12 protein-coding genes are annotated in these 16,451 nt (G+C 66.3%); 4 read left to right on the forward strand and 8 right to left on the reverse strand.

Features of this window, described 5'->3' with window-relative positions:
* Positions 1-20: 20 nt before the first annotated feature.
* Complete coding sequence (locus O5K31_RS16790; protein WP_269714899.1) at positions 21-2,357, reverse strand: TonB-dependent receptor; 2,337 nt, start codon at positions 2,355-2,357, stop codon at positions 21-23.
* Positions 2,358-2,577: 220 nt separating this feature from the next.
* Between O5K31_RS16790 and O5K31_RS16795 the strand changes: the two genes are divergently transcribed.
* The 3 genes from O5K31_RS16795 to O5K31_RS16805 all read left to right on the forward strand — a co-directional run bounded on the left by O5K31_RS16795 (position 2,578) and on the right by O5K31_RS16805 (position 5,670).
* The gene (locus O5K31_RS16795; RefSeq protein WP_269714900.1) at positions 2,578-3,312 is read left to right on the forward strand and encodes a GntR family transcriptional regulator; all 735 of its coding nucleotides are present in this window, start codon (positions 2,578-2,580) and stop codon (positions 3,310-3,312) included.
* Between the two features lie 29 nt (positions 3,313-3,341).
* Positions 3,342-4,349: a serine hydrolase domain-containing protein gene (locus O5K31_RS16800; protein ID WP_269714901.1), complete on the forward strand. Its 1,008-nt coding sequence runs from the start codon at positions 3,342-3,344 to the stop codon at positions 4,347-4,349.
* A gap of 142 nt (positions 4,350-4,491) precedes the next feature.
* Positions 4,492-5,670 (forward strand): ATP-binding protein, encoded by a 1,179-nt coding sequence (locus O5K31_RS16805; RefSeq protein WP_269714902.1) that lies wholly within the window; start codon positions 4,492-4,494, stop codon positions 5,668-5,670.
* A gap of 20 nt (positions 5,671-5,690) precedes the next feature.
* Here the strand turns inward: O5K31_RS16805 and O5K31_RS16810 are convergent, their stop codons facing one another.
* The 6 genes from O5K31_RS16810 to O5K31_RS16835 form a co-directional block, all read right to left on the reverse strand.
* The gene (locus O5K31_RS16810; protein WP_269714903.1) at positions 5,691-6,863 is read right to left on the reverse strand and encodes an acetyl-CoA C-acyltransferase; all 1,173 of its coding nucleotides are present in this window, start codon (positions 6,861-6,863) and stop codon (positions 5,691-5,693) included.
* Complete coding sequence (locus O5K31_RS16815) at positions 6,863-7,753, reverse strand: SDR family NAD(P)-dependent oxidoreductase (RefSeq protein WP_269717082.1); 891 nt, start codon at positions 7,751-7,753, stop codon at positions 6,863-6,865. The genes O5K31_RS16810 and O5K31_RS16815 overlap by 1 nt, the downstream gene beginning before the upstream one ends.
* A 109-nt stretch (positions 7,754-7,862) precedes the next feature.
* Positions 7,863-8,546: a TetR/AcrR family transcriptional regulator gene (locus tag O5K31_RS16820; RefSeq protein WP_269714904.1), complete on the reverse strand. Its 684-nt coding sequence runs from the start codon at positions 8,544-8,546 to the stop codon at positions 7,863-7,865.
* A gap of 48 nt (positions 8,547-8,594) precedes the next feature.
* Positions 8,595-10,157 (reverse strand): AMP-binding protein, encoded by a 1,563-nt coding sequence (locus O5K31_RS16825; protein ID WP_269717084.1) that lies wholly within the window; start codon positions 10,155-10,157, stop codon positions 8,595-8,597.
* Positions 10,154-11,836, reverse strand: coding sequence for a carboxylesterase/lipase family protein (locus tag O5K31_RS16830; RefSeq protein WP_269714905.1), 1,683 nt, complete (start codon positions 11,834-11,836; stop codon positions 10,154-10,156). Before O5K31_RS16830 ends, O5K31_RS16825 begins: the two co-directional genes overlap by 4 nt.
* 3 nt (positions 11,837-11,839) lie before the next feature.
* Complete coding sequence (locus tag O5K31_RS16835; protein WP_269714906.1) at positions 11,840-14,110, reverse strand: TonB-dependent receptor; 2,271 nt, start codon at positions 14,108-14,110, stop codon at positions 11,840-11,842.
* A 254-nt stretch (positions 14,111-14,364) separates the two neighbouring features.
* Between O5K31_RS16835 and O5K31_RS16840 the strand changes: the two genes are divergently transcribed.
* Complete coding sequence (locus O5K31_RS16840; RefSeq protein WP_442867736.1) at positions 14,365-15,684, forward strand: spinster family MFS transporter; 1,320 nt, start codon at positions 14,365-14,367, stop codon at positions 15,682-15,684.
* A 28-nt stretch (positions 15,685-15,712) separates the two neighbouring features.
* Here the strand turns inward: O5K31_RS16840 and O5K31_RS16845 are convergent, their stop codons facing one another.
* Positions 15,713-16,402, reverse strand: a complete 690-nt coding sequence (locus O5K31_RS16845; RefSeq protein ID WP_269714907.1) for a TetR/AcrR family transcriptional regulator — start codon at positions 16,400-16,402, stop codon at positions 15,713-15,715.
* Positions 16,403-16,451: the final 49 nt, after the last annotated feature.

A 16,451-nucleotide genomic window follows, 5' to 3' on the forward strand; every position in this document is an offset into this window, starting at 1 on the left:
CAAACTCCATTTTTTGTTTCCTACCAACGGTAGATCGCATTCACCCCGAAGGTGCGCGGCTGGTTGAAGCGAAGCGCGGTCTGAACCCCGTTGGCCTGCAGGTTCAAAAGCACCTCGGTCTGGTTGGTGAGGTTCTGGGCGAAGACGGCCAGCTCGACCTTCTTGATCTCAACGCCCGTGCGCATGCTCACCACATCCAGGTCGCTAAGATCCACGCGCGGGGCGGTGGGGGTGATCGTGTCCTGAACACCACCACGCTGGCCGTTGTAGGTGAGGTTCACGAACCCGGTCATCTGAGTATTGATCGGGCGGCGGTAGTTGAGCTGCGCCGACATGGTCCATTTAGGAATCTGGGCCACCGAAGAATCGATGATCGGCAGACCCGAATAGTTGTCAGGGGTGTCCACATAGCGCGCGCGTTGCCGGGCGGCGTTGGCGCTGACGTTGAGCGTGCCGCCGCCGACCTGGAATCGGCCGTCCAGAGCGGCTTCGACGCCCCGGGCATGGACCGTGCCGCCATTGATGTTGAACTGGGTGGCGCCTTGCATGCACGCGTTCACCAATGAGCAGCCGTCGGTGATGGTGGTGATCGCGTCCTGGGTGCGCGATGCGTAGGCCGAAAAGCGCAGGAAGATGTTGCGCGCCAAATTGCCCTTGTAGCCGACCTCGTAGCTGGTGGTGTCCTCGTTGCCATAGGTGGGCAGGAACGGATTGGGCGCCGCCGGATGTGAGATGCGGGCGTTGACCCCGCCCGCACGATAACCGGTGCCCACCTTGCCGTAGACAAGGCCCGGCAGGCTGGTCGGCAGGTCGTAGCTGAGGGTGACCGTGTAGTTCACCCGCTCTGCGGCGAAGGCGTACGACACCACTGGAACGGCCAGCTCCAGCGTGTAGAGGCGATAGACTGATTGGGTGACGATCTTGTCGTCGTGCGAATAGCGCAGCTCGCCGGCCAAGGTGACGTCGCCGACCTTGTACTTCAGCGTGCCATAGGCCGAGTAGGACTCGTTGCGCAGCGGCGCGCGGCTGGAGGTGCCGAACGGATTGGGGAAAGGCGTGGGGCAAGGCGCCGAGCCAGGGACGCCGGGATAGCATACTGGCGCGGCGGGCGTGCCGGCGCAGATGCTGGCGCCGATCCGGAAAACGCAGGGGCTCGTGGCGATGTCGAGGCCGTTGACGTCGTGCTGCAGCAGGTAGTCGGCGCCGACCAGCCATTCGAGCTTGTCGCCATAGCTGCTGCCGGCCAAGTGGAGGTCTTGATAAAAGCCCCTGTCCTTGGCCAAGGTGCGCACCTGTCCGAACGGATAAGCGCCCAGCTGGCCCGACTGCTGCAGTTGCTGCTCCAGCGCCAGATCGATCGACGGCGAATAGGCCTGACGTGAAATCCAGTGCGTGGCCATGCTGGTCGAGGTCAGGGTCGCCCAGCCAAGATCGTAGTCGGCCAAGATCATGGCGCGCTGGGCGGTCTGCTTGACGTAGTCGTCGCCGTCGCGACGCGCGATGTAGCGGTCCTGGTAGAGGCCTTGAGGGATTTGGGCGTTGCGGCCGGGGGCCAGGGCGTAGACGGCCACGAAGCTGGGCAGGTCCAGGTCCTGGGCGTCGACCAGGAAGTTGATGTCGAGCGGCCCCTTGTTGAAGCGAATCTGGGCGCGACCGATCCAGCCATCGGTATCGTCGATGTAGCTGTCCTGGTTGGGATTGTAGTGGAAGCCCTTGGCCTGGGTGATCCCCTGGGCGCCGATGCGGATGGCCACCTCGTCGCTGAGCTGCTCGTTGATCACCCCGGTGATCTTGGTCTGGTCCAGCTTGCCGATATAGGTGGCGTTCACGTAGCCCGAGCGGTTGAACCTGGGCTTGGCCGAGACGAGATTGACCACGCCGAACTCGGAGTTGCGCCCATAAAGGCCGCCCTGCGGGCCCTGCAACACCTCGACCCGCTCAAGGTCGAAGTGGTCCACGTGTCGGAAGTTGCGCCCCCCAAGGGTGCTTGATCCCACATAGGCGCCGTTGACGAAGAGGCCCACGCCCGAGTCGGCGCCGGTGGCCCGCTGGGTGCCCGATCCGCGGATCGACACCTCGCTCAAATTGTTGCTTTGCAGATCGTTGAACCGCACGCCGGGCACGGTGCGCAGCAGGTCGCCAGTGCCCGACACGGGACCCGTGGCCGCCAATTGGTCGGCGGTCACCGCGGCGATGGTCGCGGGAATATCGCGAAGGCTTTCCTCGCGTCGGGTGGCGGTGACGACCACCTCGCCCACGGCGGTCACCTTGTCATTGTCCGTCGTCGCCGGCTGGGCTGCGGCCACACCGCCAGCAAGCATCGACACCGCCGCAGCGGAGCAAAGCAGATTTCGCATGTGTTCCTCCCGTCAGCGTCTTTTGGCGACGCTGTTGAGCGAGAGGACACACCCACCTGCACGATCATGTCAAACAGATTGTACGACAATCTGTATTTGCTGGAGCAACAATCGTGTTTACGATCATACTGACCGTCGCGACATTGAGGCATTGACGACAGGGTCGGGAACGTCGGATCACGGGTGCGAGAAGTTGAGTGACGCCAAGGGGCAAGCGCGAGTGACGCCGCACAACGACGCGATCGGCCAAGGCCAGGAGCAAGCCGCCGCCACCAGCGCCGCGGACGTGGCCGACGCGCTGCGCCGCCAAATACAGGATGGCTATCTGCCGCCGGGCGAATGGCTGCGCGAGGCGCGGATTTGCTCGGAATTCTCCGTGGGCCGCTCCCTCGCACGCACGGCGCTGCGCTCCCTCGCCGACGACGGCCTGGTCAATATCGAGGAGAACCGCGGGGCCTATGTCGCGGCCACCACGATCCAGGAGGTGTTCGACCTCTACGAGGTGCGCGCCGCGCTTTATGGCGCCGCGGCGCGTTTCGCCTGCGCCCGGGCCGACGCCCGGTTCATGGCCGAAACCTTGCGGATGATCGATGTCATGCTCGCCGCCTCTGAGAACGGCGGAACGCCCGAAGAGCTTATCCGTCAAAGCGAGGCGATCTTCAGCCGCCTGTCGAGCGTATCCAGCCCCGACGCCCAACGCATGATCGACTCGGTACGGCGCAAGACGCGCTGGCACTATTCGTATGTGGGCCTGGCCGAAAGCACAGGGCCCTTCGAGCATTGGCTGGTGGTCCGCGCGGGGCTCGCCGCGCGCGATGGCGCCATGGCGTCCGAGGGCGCGCGCAACATCCTCTACTTCATGCAAAACGAGGCGATGCGCCTGATGATCGCCAGCGGGCACGGTCTTCAACCCGCGCCCGACGTGCGTCCGCGCGCGCGCCGAAAATCCGCTTGAAGGCCCCCAACTCGGATTGGAGCCGACCCATGGGCAGTCCCCTTTCTCGCCGTGACATGCTGGCGACCGCCATGGCCGCGGCCGCGGCGCCGGCCTTGGCCGCCGAGCCGATGCAGGCGGTGGCCGACTATGCCGCGAGCCAGAACACCACCGGCTTTCTGATCGTTCAGAACGGCCGCGCGCTTATCGAAAGGAACTGGCCGGCAGCCAGCGGCGCGAGCGCCTTCCAGGCCTATGTGCATGGCAAGACCGCGAGCGGCGCCCTGCTGGAGGATGTCGCCTCGCAGCAAAAGAGCTTTGTGGCCATGCTGGCGGCCATCGCCGTCGACCGCGGACTTTTGGACGTGAACGCGCCGGTCTCGGACCTGATCGGCGCCGGCTGGTCCAGGGCCTCGCCCGAGCAGGAAAAAGCGATCCAGGTCATCCATCTTTTGACGATGAATTCGGGCCTTGGCGAGACGCTCGACTACCAGGCGCCGCCCGGCTCGACCTTTCTCTACAACACGCCAGCCTACGCAGTGACCAAGCGCGTTCTGGCCGCCATCGCCCGCCAGCCGCTCGAGGCGATCACCACCGAATGGATGACCGGGCCCGCCGGCATGGTCGACACTGCCTGGCGGGCGCGCCCCGCGAGCTTTGGCGATGTTGGCAATCCAACCGGCCTGGTCACCTGCCCGCGCGATATCGCCAAGTTGGGCCAGATCATTCTCGACGGCGGGCTTGGCGCCAGCGGCGCGCGCATCGTCTCCAAGGCCGGACTGCAGGCGATGTTCTCGCGCACGGCGACCAATCCATCCTACGGCCGTCTGTGGTGGCTGAACGGCGGCGACCATGCGGTCCGCGCGCCCGCCAGACGGACCGAGGGACCGCTGGTGCCGGCCGCGCCCGCCGATCTGGTCGCCGCCTTGGGCTTCCTCGACCGCAAGCTCTACATCGCGCCTAGCTTGAAGCTCGTCGTCGTGCGCACGGGCCCCGCGGCTGCGGACAAGGACTTCGATCAGCAGCTATGGCTGCGGCTCTCAAGAGCTCTCGCCTGACGACGTGGTGTTCTCGAAGTTCTAAGGCCTCGCGGCAAGGGGCGCTTGCGATGTTGAACGGGGCTGCACACGCTCCCTTGCATCTATGCCAACCTTACCTAATATTATCTACGGAACATAAACTCAGATAAACTTGCACTAAATGGACGCTCGCCAAAATCCATACGCCCCAGGAGCCGGCACGCCGCCCCCCGAGCTTGCGGGTCGTGATGACGTCGTGGAACGGGCGGCGATCGCTCTGGATCGCATCCGGGCCGGCCGCGCCGCGCGCAGCTTGATATTCTATGGACTGCGCGGGGTCGGAAAGACCGTCCTGCTCAACAAAATTCGCCTGGAGGCGGAGGCGCGGGGCATCGCAACAGTGCGTATCGAGGCGCCCGAGGAGCGGTCGTTGCCGGCATTGCTAGCGCCGGCCCTGCGCACGGCGCTCTTTCGGCTTCGCCGGATAGACGCGGTCAAGAACGGCCTAGGTAAGGCCATGAAAGCGCTCGCCGGCTTCGTTGGGGCGCTCAAGATCAAATATAACGATATCGAGGTCGGGCTCGATCTTCCCGCAGAGCAGGGGCTGGCCGACAGCGGCGACCTGGCCACAGACCTTGCCGATTTGATCGCCGCGGTCGGGGAGGCCGCCGCCGAGCGCGAGACCTCCGTCGCCCTGTTTATCGACGAACTTCAGTACGTCCCCGAAGAGCAGCTGGCCGCCTTGATCATGGCGCTGCATAGCGCCAATCAGGCGCAGTTGCCCGTGACCATGGTCGCCGCAGGGCTTCCCCAACTCCTCGCCCAGACTGGGCGGGCCAAATCCTACGCAGAGCGGCTGTTTGAGTTTGTCGAGGTCGACCGCCTGGATGGCCCAGCCGCCAGGGACGCCCTTTGTGTCCCCGCGCAGAAGGAAGCGGTCACATTCACAGAAGACGCCATTCAGGAGATTTTCGCCCAGACGCGTGGCTATCCCTATTTCCTGCAGGAGTGGGGCAAGCACAGCTGGAACGTGGCTGACGACACGCCTATCGATCGAGATGACGCGGTGCGCGCGACCGACGAGGCCCTAGCTGAGCTGGACGCCAGCTTCTTCCGGGTCCGGTTCGATCGCCTGACGCCAGCGGAAAAGGCCTATATGCGCGCCATGGCCGACCTTGGGCCCGGACCGCATCGGTCCGGAGATATCGCCGATCGCCTTGGTCGTAAAGTGACGACGGTCGCCCCCGTTCGCAACGCCTTGATCACTAAGGGTATGCTCTACAGCCCCGCACACGGGGACACTGCCTTCACCGTGCCGTTGTTCGACGGGTTCATGCAACGGATCATGCCGACCAAATAAGCGAAGGCGACGCTGGCGCCTCAGAGCACCTCGAAGAGTCCGGCGGCGCCCATGCCGCCGCCCACGCACATGGTGACCACCACATAGCGGGCGCCCAGGCGCTTGCCCTCGATCAGGGCGTGTCCCACCAGGCGGGCGCCGGACATCCCGTAGGGGTGACCCATAGCGATCGCTCCGCCATTGATGTTGAGCCGCTCGTCGGGAATGCCGAGGCGGTCGCGGCAATAGACGACCTGGCAGGCGAAGGCCTCGTTCAGCTCCCAAAGCCCGATATCGTCCATCTTCAGGTCGAACCGCTCCAGCAGACGCGGAATGGCGAAGACGGGGCCGATGCCCATCTCGTCGGGGCTGACGCCAGCGACGCTCATACCGACATAGCGACCCAGCGGCGTCAGACCGCGACGTGTCGCCACCCCCGCCTCCATGATCACGCAGGCCGACGCGCCGTCCGACAGCTGGCTGGCGTTGCCGGCGGTGACGACCCCGCCCGGTCGAACCGCCTTGAGAGCGGCCAGGCCCTCCAGGGTGGTTTCGGGCCGCACGCCTTCGTCTCGCTCCAGCACAAGCTCACGCAAGGACGTCGCGCCCGTCTCCTTGTCGACCACCTTCATGGTCGCCTTGGTCGCGATGATTTCGGCGTCGAACCGGCCCAGGGCTTGCGCGGCCGCGGCGCGCTGTTGCGAGGAAAGCGAATAGAGGTCGCAAGCTTGACGGCTGATCCCGTAGCGCGCGGCGACGGTCTCGGCGGTGTCGAGCATGGGCATGTAGGCGTCGGCGTGCATGGCGACGAGCTCGGGGTCCTGATCGACCCGCAGGTCCGGCGTCTGGACCAGCGAGATCGACTCCACCCCGCCAGCCACCACCACGTCCATGCGGTCGACGATCACCTGCTTGGCGGCCGTGGCGATGGTCATCAGGCCCGACGAGCACTGCCGGTCAAGGGTCATGCCCGGCACGGTGACCGCAAACCCGGCCCGAAGAGCCGCCATGCGCCCGATGGTCTGCTGATAACCCTGCGGCAGGGAGCATCCAAGGAGGCAGTCCTCGATCTCATCGGGTGCGACCGCCGCGCGCTCGGCGGCGGCGGCCAGGGCATGCGCGGCCAAGGTCGGGGACGGGGTGTTGTTGAACGCCCCGCGATAGGCCCGCCCGATCGGGGTGCGCGCGGTGGAGACGATGACGGCGTCGCGCATCACGACCTCGCCGAGACGGGCGCCGACAGGCCCGCGCTGGCCAGCTCGCGCTCGGCCTGGGTGAAGCCATAGGCCGGGACGATCTCGCCGGCGCGATCGGCCACGCCGTCCCACTGGGCGATCAAGGCCTGCCCCGCGTCCAGGCGCTCGCCGATGTAGCGGCCGTCGGTCAGGGTGATGTTGGCCACTGCAAAATGGCCGGCGCCGGCGCAAAGCACCGTGCGGGTCGGGGCGTCCTCGACGACAAGGGCCAGCAGGCCCGGGCTGACAAGTTCGGGCTTGAGGCGCTCAAGGCTTTCTGGCGAGAGCACGCCTTCGGTCATGCCGGTGGCGGCCGTCGGCGCCAGGCAGTTGACCCGCACGCCGTACTTCTCACCCTCGATGGCCAGGGTCTGCATCAAGCCGACCAGCGCCATCTTGGCCGCGCCGTAATTGGCTTGGCCGAAATTGCCGTACAGCCCCGAAGAAGAGGTGGTCATCACGATGCGGCCATAGCCCTGGGTGCGCATGATCTCCCAGACGGCCTTGGCGCAGACGGCCGCGCCCATCAGGTGGACATCGACCACCAGGCGAAAATCATCCAGGCTCATCTTGGCGAAGCTCTTGTCGCGCAAGATGCCCGCGTTGCTGATCAAGATATCGATCCTGTCCCAACGCTCGATGACCTTGGCGACCATGGCCGCCACCGCCGCCTCATCGGTGACGGAGGCCGCGACGCCGAACGCCTGGCCGCCCGCAGCGGTGATCTCGGCGGCCACGCGGTCGGCGGCTTCCTGGGTGAGGTCATTGACCGCCACCTTGGCGCCCTGCCGCGCCAGATAAAGCGCATGGGCGCGCCCCAGGCCCCCGCCCGCCCCCGTGACGATCGCTACGCGTCCATCCAGCATCATCGTTCGCATTCCTTCTCTTCGAAGACGGGCCGGCCCGCCATATATTCACTAAGGCGATAGTTAATTTGTTGAGCAGAGTCTGGCGCGCTCCAACTCGCCCGCACTCGACCTAACTTGAGGAGCGCTTACACACCGACAAGAAGCCGGCGGCCATGAAGGTGGCCATGCGCGCCTTGACGGCGGCGAAGTCGTCCGACCGACACACGCCCCCCGACAGCTTGTCGATCCGTCCGGTGCGTCCCAGGGTCAGCATCAGGGCCCCGGTGACGAAGTGATAGCCCCAGAAGATGTCGGCCTCGGCGCAGTCGGGCAGCGCCTTCTTCAAAAGTCCGATCAGGCGCAGCACCACCGGGTCGAAATGCTCGTCCATCAGGGCCGCGCCCCACTCGGGCGTGTTGGCCACTTGCGCGCCGAGGGCGGCGTAGTTCCTCCAGCCCTCCCCGCCCTCGATGTAGAGATCAAGGTCGGTGTCGAGAAAGGCGCGCAAGGCGCCCTCCACGGTGGGCTTGCCGGCGCACGCGGTCTCGTAGGCGTCCAGGGCCCGCAGCCGGCGCTCATTGGTCACCACGGCCCGGCGGGCGAAGACGGCGTCAAAGAGGCTCTTCTTGTCGTCGAAATAATAGTTCAGCAGCGTGTGATGCACGCCCACCCGTTGGGCGACGTCCTTGAGGGTGACGCCATAGAGCCCGTGCTTGGAGAACAGGTGCTCGGCGGCGTCGAGGATTTGCTCCATCATCTCGGCGCGCTGCTGGGCCTTGCTGGAGCTTTTGCGAGGCTTGGCGTCTTCAGGCACGAGGCGGGCTCTCACTGGCTTGGGGATCGACATGGCGGCGAGGGCGCTTCACCCGCCGCCGTACTGCGACCGCAGCCACATTTTGTCGATCTTGCCGGTCGGCGCCAGAGGCATGCGCTCAAGGCGAAACACCGCGTCGGGTATCCACCACGAGGCCACCTTGCCGCGCAAGGGGGCCAGCAGCATCTCGTCGGCGACCTCGTCCTGGCCTTGCATCTCCACCAGCAGGATCGGCCGCTCGCCCCATTTGGGGTCGGCGCGGCCGATGACGGCGGCCAAGGACACCTGCGGCAAGGCGCCGATCACCGCCTCGATCTCGGCGGGATTGATCCATTCGCCGCCCGACTTGATCAGGTCCTTGGCGCGGCCGGTGATCATCAGATTGCCGTCGGCGTCGATGCGCGCCAGGTCGCCGGTGGCGAACCAGCCGTCCGCGTCGGTCGCCGGGGCGGTCTCGCCGAAATAACGCTCGATCACCGACGATCCGCGCACCCGCAGATGGCCTTCGACATCGCGTTGCCGCGGCAAAGGCGCGCCTGCGGCGTCGGTCAAAAGCAAATCCACCCCGACCGCGGGAGGGCCGGAGAGCGCAGCGTCAGCAGGGCTGCTGAGCGGCGCCACCGTGCCCGAAGGCGACAGCTCGGTCATGCCCCAGCTGGTCTGGACGCGAACGCCCAGGCGCTTTTGGATGCGCTCCATCAGGGCCGGCGCCATGGGCGCGCCGCCCACGATGATGCGTTTCAGGCTCGGCAAATCGCCGCCTTGCGCATCCAGATGCTCGATGAGGCCCAGCCACACCGTCGGCACGCCGACCCCGACCGTCACCGCCTCGGCCGCGATCAGACGGGCCAGGCTTGCGCCGTCGGTGTAACGGCCCGGCAGGACGAGCTTGGCCCCGACCGCGGGCGCGGCGAAGGGCAGACCCCAGGCGTTGGCATGGAACATCGGCACCACGGCCAGGACGTTGTCGGCGCCGCTGATGGCCATGACGTCGGCTTGCAAGATCCGCAGGGTGTGCAGGTAGCTGGAGCGGTGGGTGTAGGTTACGCCCTTGGGCGCGCCGGTCGTGCCGGAGGTGAAGCAAAGACCGCACGGCGCGGTCTCGTCGAACTGCCCCCAGGCGACCTCGCCGCGCGCGGCGGCGATCATCGGCTCGAGGGTCTGGCCCGCGGCGGCCTCGCCATCGATGATCAAGAGCTTGTCGGCTCGCGGGGCCGCATCGAGCACCTGGCGGGCCAGCGGCGCAAGATCGGCCGAGGCGATCAGGATGCGCGCCTGCGACTGATCAATCATGGCCGTCAGCTGCTCGGCGGTCAGGCGCGGGTTGAGGGTATGGCACACCGCGCCCATGCCCATGACGCCATACCAGACCTCCACATGGTGCTGGCTGTTCCAGGCCAAGGTGGCGACGCGGTCGCCAGGTGCCACCCCAAGCCCCTGCAGCACCGCCGACACGCGCTGAGCGCGGGCCTTCAGATCGCCATAGCCGACACGATCGGTCGCCCCGCCCTCGCGGGCGGTGACGACCTGGGCGCGCGGTCGCCACTTGGCGGCGTGCTCAAGGAACTTATCAAGCGTCAGGGCAAACGCCTGCATCTGGCCGTCAATCATCGGCACTCAGCAACTCCAGGGGGAAGCGGGGGGGAGACGACGCCGACGTTCCAGTTCCAGGAAATGTCTCCCTGGGCGCGGCGACGGCACATCACAGCCTCGTTCAACTCGTACATGCCCGGCCGCAGATGCGATCCGACCTGCGGCGCATCAGCGAAGATCATGTAGGCGCGCCCGGCGCCATAGGCGGGCCAGGCGGGCCGTCCCTTGGCGGTCGGCGCGCCGTCCTTGGCGAAGGAGGCCCAGTAGTCGCCCATGGCGGCCGTCAGCGCAGCCTCAGTGGGCGTGTCGGGGTTCTTGGGCCAGCCGTCGGGCGTCTTGGACGCCGTGCCGAAGACGTAAGGGATTTCGGCGGCATGGAAGGCATGCAGACCGGCCGCCTGCGCGGCCGGATAGCCATGGTCGAAGAGGTAGAGATAGCCTTGCGCGCCGAGTTTGGTCTGCTTGGCGGCGAGCCGTTCGGCGGTCCAGCCGTAGAGGGCGTCGCGCGGGGCGGCGAGCACGCTCTCGGGCACGTCCGATGACGGATAGAGCTTCAAGAAGTCGTCAGCCAGATCGCCATAGCGCTGGCGGATCTGGGCCTCGTAGGCGGCCGCGTCCGCAGGCGGCGGCGGCGCCAGTCTGCGCAGCGAGCGGATTTCGCCGCTGTTGAAGCCGGCCAGGACGGGCACGCGCGCCTGCTCGCCGCGATCGAAGGCGTCGACGACCTGGCGCGGCAGGACCTTGCCGTCCACCGCAGCGGTCGTCTGGAAGCCGGCCATGAGCGCCTGGGTGGTCAAAATCTCGGCGTCCATGGCGCGAAGATCAGCCAAGCTCTTGGCGCCCAGCTTGGCGGCCGTCGCCGCGCCCATGGCCTCGGCCGCCACGTGACCGAACCTGGCCTCGTTAAGGTGCGGCGTGGAGACCATGTAGGCGCTCTGGGCGATGGCCTTGGAGAACAGGCCCCGCGCCTTGGGCGACGCCATCAGGTAAAGGACGCTCAGGCCGCCGGCGGACTCGCCGGCGATGGTGACGTTGGCCGGGTCGCCCCCGAAGGCGGCGATGTTGCGCTTGACCCATTCCAGCGCCTTGATCTGGTCGAGCAGGCCATAGTTGCCCGAGACCTTGTCGGGGGACTGGGCGCTGAGTTCGGGGTGAGCCATGTAGCCCAGCACGCCCAGCCGGTAGTTGATCGAGACCACCACCAGGCCCCGCTTGGCCAGGGCGCCGCCGTCGTACATCCCCTCGCTGCTCGATCCTGAGATCAGAGCGCCCCCATGAATCCAGACCAGCACCGGGGCCCTCTTGGCGTCCTTGGGCCCCCAGATGTTCAAGGACAGGCAGTCCTCGCTCATCGAGGCGAGCGTGGAGGCGTAGATGCCGCCATTTGCCTTGGGCTGCCAGCACGACGGGCCAAACTGGGCGGCGTCGCGCACGCCTTGCCAGACGGGCGCGCTTGCAGGCGGCGCCCATCGCAGGCCGCCTATCGGTGCGGCGGCGTAAGGTACGCCCTTGAAGACCTGAAGACCGTCTTGGGCGAGGCCCCGCACGGCGCCGGCCGGGGCGTGGACCACGGGAGCCCCCGCCTGGGCGTGGGCTGTCTGGGCCTGGGCTGTCTGGGCCTGGACGGCGCCGGCCAGGGCGCAAAGCCCAAGGGCGCCGATCAGGCCAAGGACCTTGCGATGAACGGACGCGCCCATGGCCTAGAACTCGTAGCCGACGCGCACGCCCGCCGTGCGTGGGCGCATGGTCCCAAACCGGTTAGCCAGGAAGGCTTCGGGGTGGACGTAGGTGATCGAGTCGTCGTCGAGAAGGTTCTCCACATAGGCGCCGACAGTGAACTTGTCGAAGCTGACCGCGAAGATGGCGTTGACGTTCTCATAGGCGTCGGTGAAGCCGTAGGTGGGGGCCACGGTGTTGGGCTGGCCAGGCACGCGCGGGAACATGCCCGGATAGGAGCCCACGTGCTGGACCACCATCGACAGGTTGGCCCGCGCCTTGGGCGTCAGGTCAAAGCCATAGTTCACATAGGCCGAGCCCTGGAACCGCGGCGACGCCAGGCGCGCCCCCGGCACAGCGCCGGAGATGGCCGCCTCTTCAGGCGTCAGCTCGGTGACCTTGGCGTTGTTGAGCGAGCCGTTGAAGCCCAGGGTCAGTCCGCTCGACGGATAGGCCAGCACCTCGAACTCCAGCCCCCGGCTGCGCGCCGCGCCGATATTGGTGGCGAACTGCACAGAGTCGGAGACGCGGTTGGCCTGGACCTGGATGTTGCTCCAGTCGATCCAGTAGGCGGCCAGGTTGGTGACCAGCCGGCCGTTCAACCAGCGGACCTTCAGGCCGATCTCATAGTTGGTCAGGTCGTCGGAATCGGCGCCGTTGGGGATGATCAGGTCGCTCGGATTGACCACGCTTGGTCGACCGGCGAAGCCGTTGACGATCGGCGTGCGAAACCCCGTCGAGACGGTGGCGTAGGTAGTCAGAGCGGACGTCGGCTTGAACGAGGCGCTGACCTTGAACGAGGGCTTGCTGCCCTCGGCCTTGACGCCCGAGACCGGCGCGATCTGGGTCACGGTCAGGGGCCCGCCGATATTGAGCAGCGCGTTGGTCAGGTAGTTGCTGGTGTAGCCGCCCTGGACGAAGCCTTGAGCCTCGACGCTGCCGTAACGCATGCCGCCGGTGAGCCAGAAGCGGTCGTTCAAGCGCCAGGTCACCTCGCCAAAGCCGGCCAGCTCGCTGGAGTCGGTGTAGTTGAACTGGCGCTGGTAGTACTCGTCCGGCAGGCCGGTGATGCCGCGCGCGGCCAAAAACTGCGGCGAGGAGCGGTAGAAGTAGTCAACGTCCAGCCGCCGATCGAGATAGAAGCCGCCGACCACCCAGTCGAACTTGCCCCCAGGGTCCGACGCCAGGCGAAGCTCTTCGACGAAGGTCTTCTGATAGCCCCAGGCGTCCAGCGCGAAGGAGATGGCGCCGCCGAAGGTGCCGGCCAGGTCGACGAAGAACTTCTGGTCAAAGCGCGAATAGGTCGACGAGCTCGTCAGCCGCGCGCCGTCGAACTGGTACTCGATGGTGGCGTTGTAATTGGCCAGCTTGCCCACGAACAGATCGGGCCGGTCGGAGTTGCGCTTGTGGTCGCCCAAAGTCGGATTGATCAGCGCCGAATCCTTGGGGTTGCTGTCCTCGTAGGACGCCAGAAGCTTGACCGACAGACGGTCGGTGGGCTTCCACAGCAAGATGGCCCGGCCGCCCCAGTCGACCAGGGTGTTGGAGTTCTTCACCCCGGTGCCGATGTTGTCGACGTAGCCTTCCTCGTCCCGGTAGAAGCCGACGACGCGCAGGCCCAGCTTGTCATCGATGAGCGGCGCGTTGATCATGGCGTTGTAGCGCTGGCGAAGGCTGTCGGAGCCCGTCAGGCCGTAGTCGACCAGGGCCGAGGCGTCGAAGCTGGAGAGGTCGGGGCTCTTGTTGAGGATGCGCAGCGCGCCCGACAGCGAGCCAGAGCCAAAAAGCGTGCCTTGCGGGCCGCGCAGGAACTCCACCCGCTCCACATCAAAAAGGTTGGGATCAAGCACGGTTGTGTTGCCGATGGTCGAGATCGGAAGCTCGTCGATATAGATCGCCACCGTGCTTTGCAGGTTGGCGCCATAGCCGTTGGTGGCCACGCCGCGGGCGGTGAAGTTGTTGAAATTGGCGGTAGGCTTGTTGAGCACCACGCCCGGAGTCTCGCGCGCCAGGCCCTCGTAGCCGACGATGCCCTTGGCGGTCAGACTCTCTTGCGAAAAGGCGGTGATGCTGAGCGGCACGTCCTGCAACCGTTCGGTACGCCGCGTGGCCGTGACCACCACTTCCCCCACCAGATCGGCGCCCTGGCGGGCGCTGGCCACTTGATCGGCCGGCGCGCTGGTCTGCGCGAGAGCGGTCGTCGATGCGGCGATGACAGCAGCGGCGCACGCCGATGCGAAAAGACCTGCCTTCATGATGTCACTCCCCGTTTTGCGCCGATCATTTGTTGTCGACGCTGGGGGTGAACGTGCCGACGCCGGCGCCCGCTGTCAACATTCACTCTCACGCGCGTGAATGTTGACGAGGCTTCGCGCTTGAGCGCATGCTCGCCCATAGTCCGACGAAAAGAGCGGCAAAGTGGGAGAAGCGCCTTGAAGACCAAGCCTGCGGCGACGCTGCGGAAACATCCGCGCGGCCTGACGACACGCCAGCCTCGGACGGCCGGCCGATGACCGCCGCATCCGTCGACGCGCTCGATCCGCGACCACAGCCCCAGCCCCAGCCCCAGCCAGTGGACCGCAAGGCCTGGATCGTCCTGGCCATGCTTTGGTTCGTCTATGTCCTGAACTTCCTGGACCGCCAGCTGATGTCGATCCTGGCCAAGCCCATCCAGGACAGCCTGCAGGTCACCGACAGCCAGCTTGGCCTGATCGGCGGCTTCTACTTCGCCCTCTTCTATTGCTTCATCGCCATCCCGGTCGGGTGGCTGGCGGACCGCACCAACCGGGTGATGGTGCTATCGGTCGCCTGCGGAATCTGGAGCGCGGCCACCGTGGCCTGCGGGCTCTCGCGCACCTATGGCCAGTTCGCCGTCTCGCGCATGACGGTGGGCTTTGGCGAGGCCGGCGGCGTACCGCCCTCCTACGCCATCATCTCCGACTATTTCCCAAGCGGGCGGCGCGGCACGGCGCTGGGCCTGTACAATCTTGGCCCGCCCGTCGGGGCGGCGCTGGGCATCGCCTTTGGCGCGGCGATCGCGGCGGCCTTCAACTGGCGATACGCCTTCATCGTGCTCGGCGCGGTCGGCATCGTGGCGGCCATCGCCCTGCCCCTGATCGTGCGTGAGCCCAAGCGCGGCGGTCTGGACCCGGCCTATGTGGACGCGCCTGTAAAGAAGGCCGGCTTTTGGGCGACGATGAAGATGTTCTTCTCGCGCCCGCCCCTGGTGCTGGCGGCCCTGGCCAGTGGAGCGACCCAGTTCGTCACCTACGGCCTTGGCAACTTCACCACCCTCTTTTTGATGCGCGAGAAGGGCATGACCCTAAATGAGGTGGCGCTTTGGTACGCTTTGGTGGTGGGCGTCGGCATGAGCGCGGGCATCTTCGCCTCGGGCCGGGTGATCGACCGCTTCACGCACCGCTCCAAGGTCGCCTACGCCCTGGTGCCGGCCATTTCGCTGGCCCTGGCGATCCCGTTCTATATCGGCTTTGTCTGGGCCCCGACCTGGCCGCTGGCCTTGGTCCTGCTGATGTTCCCGACCTTCCTCAACTACTTCTACCTGTCCTCGTCGGTGGCGCTGGTCCAGGAAGAGGTCCAGCCGCATGAGCGGGTCATGGCCGGCGCGCTCTTGCTTTTGGTGATGAACTTCATCGGCCTTGGCCTTGGTCCCACCTATGTGGGCGCGGCCAGCGACTTCTTCCGCGCCACACACCCGGGCAACTCGCTGCAGATGGCGCTCTACACGCTCACGCCCTTCTACGGCCTGGCGGTGGCGCTATTTCTCTGGCTGACCTGGATCTTCATGCGAGCCGAACGCAAGGCCAGGTGAGCCTGCAAGATTGCTCCAGCCGCGGGCGCTAGTCCTTCAGGGCGATGAAGCCCGCGGCCATGAACCTTGCGATGCGCTTCTTGACGGCGGGAAAGTCGTCCGAATGGCAAAGCCCGCCTGACAGCCGGTCGATGCGGCCCGTGCGCGCCAGGGTGTTCATCAAGGCGCCGCTGACGAAGTGGTAGCCCCAGAAGATCTCCTCGTCGGCATAGGTCGGCAGGGCGCGTTTGAGAATGCTGACAAGTTTGAGGACCACCGGGTCGAAGTGCTCGTCCATGAGGGCGGCGCCTTCGGGCGTATTGGAGACCCGCGCGCAGAACGCCGCATAGTTCATCCAGTGCTCGCCGCCCTCGAAATAAAGATCAAGGTCGGTGTCCAAGAACGCATGCAGCGCGCCCTCAACGGTGGGATTGTCGCCAGCCGCCTTCTCGTACTGCTCCAGCGCGATCATCCGACGGTCCGAGGACACGCCGGCGCGGCGGGCGAAGACGGCCTCAAAGAGGTTCACCTTGTCCTTGAAATAGTAGTTGAGCAGCGTGGTGTGGATGCCCACGCGCTGGGCCACGTCGCGCAGCGTCACGCCATAAAGACCGTTCTTGGAGAACAGATACTCGGCCGCGTCCATGATCTGCTCGAGGCTTTGAGCGCGCTGCTCAGCCTTGGTGCGCCGCGCCGTGTCCGCCGCCCCCGAGGTCCGCCTCGCCTTCGCCTGCGCCAAGAGTGTTCTCCAGATCCTTTTCGATCCCCTGCCTAGTCGGGACCAGACG

The sequence above is a fragment of the Caulobacter sp. NIBR2454 genome (assembly GCF_027474405.1).
In the GTDB taxonomy this organism is placed as follows: domain Bacteria; phylum Pseudomonadota; class Alphaproteobacteria; order Caulobacterales; family Caulobacteraceae; genus Caulobacter.

Coding starts and splice junctions, on each gene's coding strand:
- O5K31_RS16810 (WP_269714903.1), bottom strand. CDS start 6,863: ATGCGCGACGCCGTCATCGTCTCCACCGCGCGCACCCCGATCGGGCGG.
- O5K31_RS16835 (WP_269714906.1), bottom strand. CDS start 14,110: ATGAAGGCAGGTCTTTTCGCATCGGCGTGCGCCGCTGCTGTCATCGCC.
- O5K31_RS16790 (WP_269714899.1), bottom strand. CDS start 2,357: ATGCGAAATCTGCTTTGCTCCGCTGCGGCGGTGTCGATGCTTGCTGGC.
- O5K31_RS16830 (WP_269714905.1), bottom strand. CDS start 11,836: ATGGGCGCGTCCGTTCATCGCAAGGTCCTTGGCCTGATCGGCGCCCTT.
- O5K31_RS16825 (WP_269717084.1), bottom strand. CDS start 10,157: ATGATTGACGGCCAGATGCAGGCGTTTGCCCTGACGCTTGATAAGTTC.
- O5K31_RS16800 (WP_269714901.1), top strand. CDS start 3,342: ATGGGCAGTCCCCTTTCTCGCCGTGACATGCTGGCGACCGCCATGGCC.
- O5K31_RS16805 (WP_269714902.1), top strand. CDS start 4,492: ATGGACGCTCGCCAAAATCCATACGCCCCAGGAGCCGGCACGCCGCCC.
- O5K31_RS16840 (WP_442867736.1), top strand. CDS start 14,365: ATGACCGCCGCATCCGTCGACGCGCTCGATCCGCGACCACAGCCCCAG.
- O5K31_RS16815 (WP_269717082.1), bottom strand. CDS start 7,753: ATGATGCTGGATGGACGCGTAGCGATCGTCACGGGGGCGGGCGGGGGC.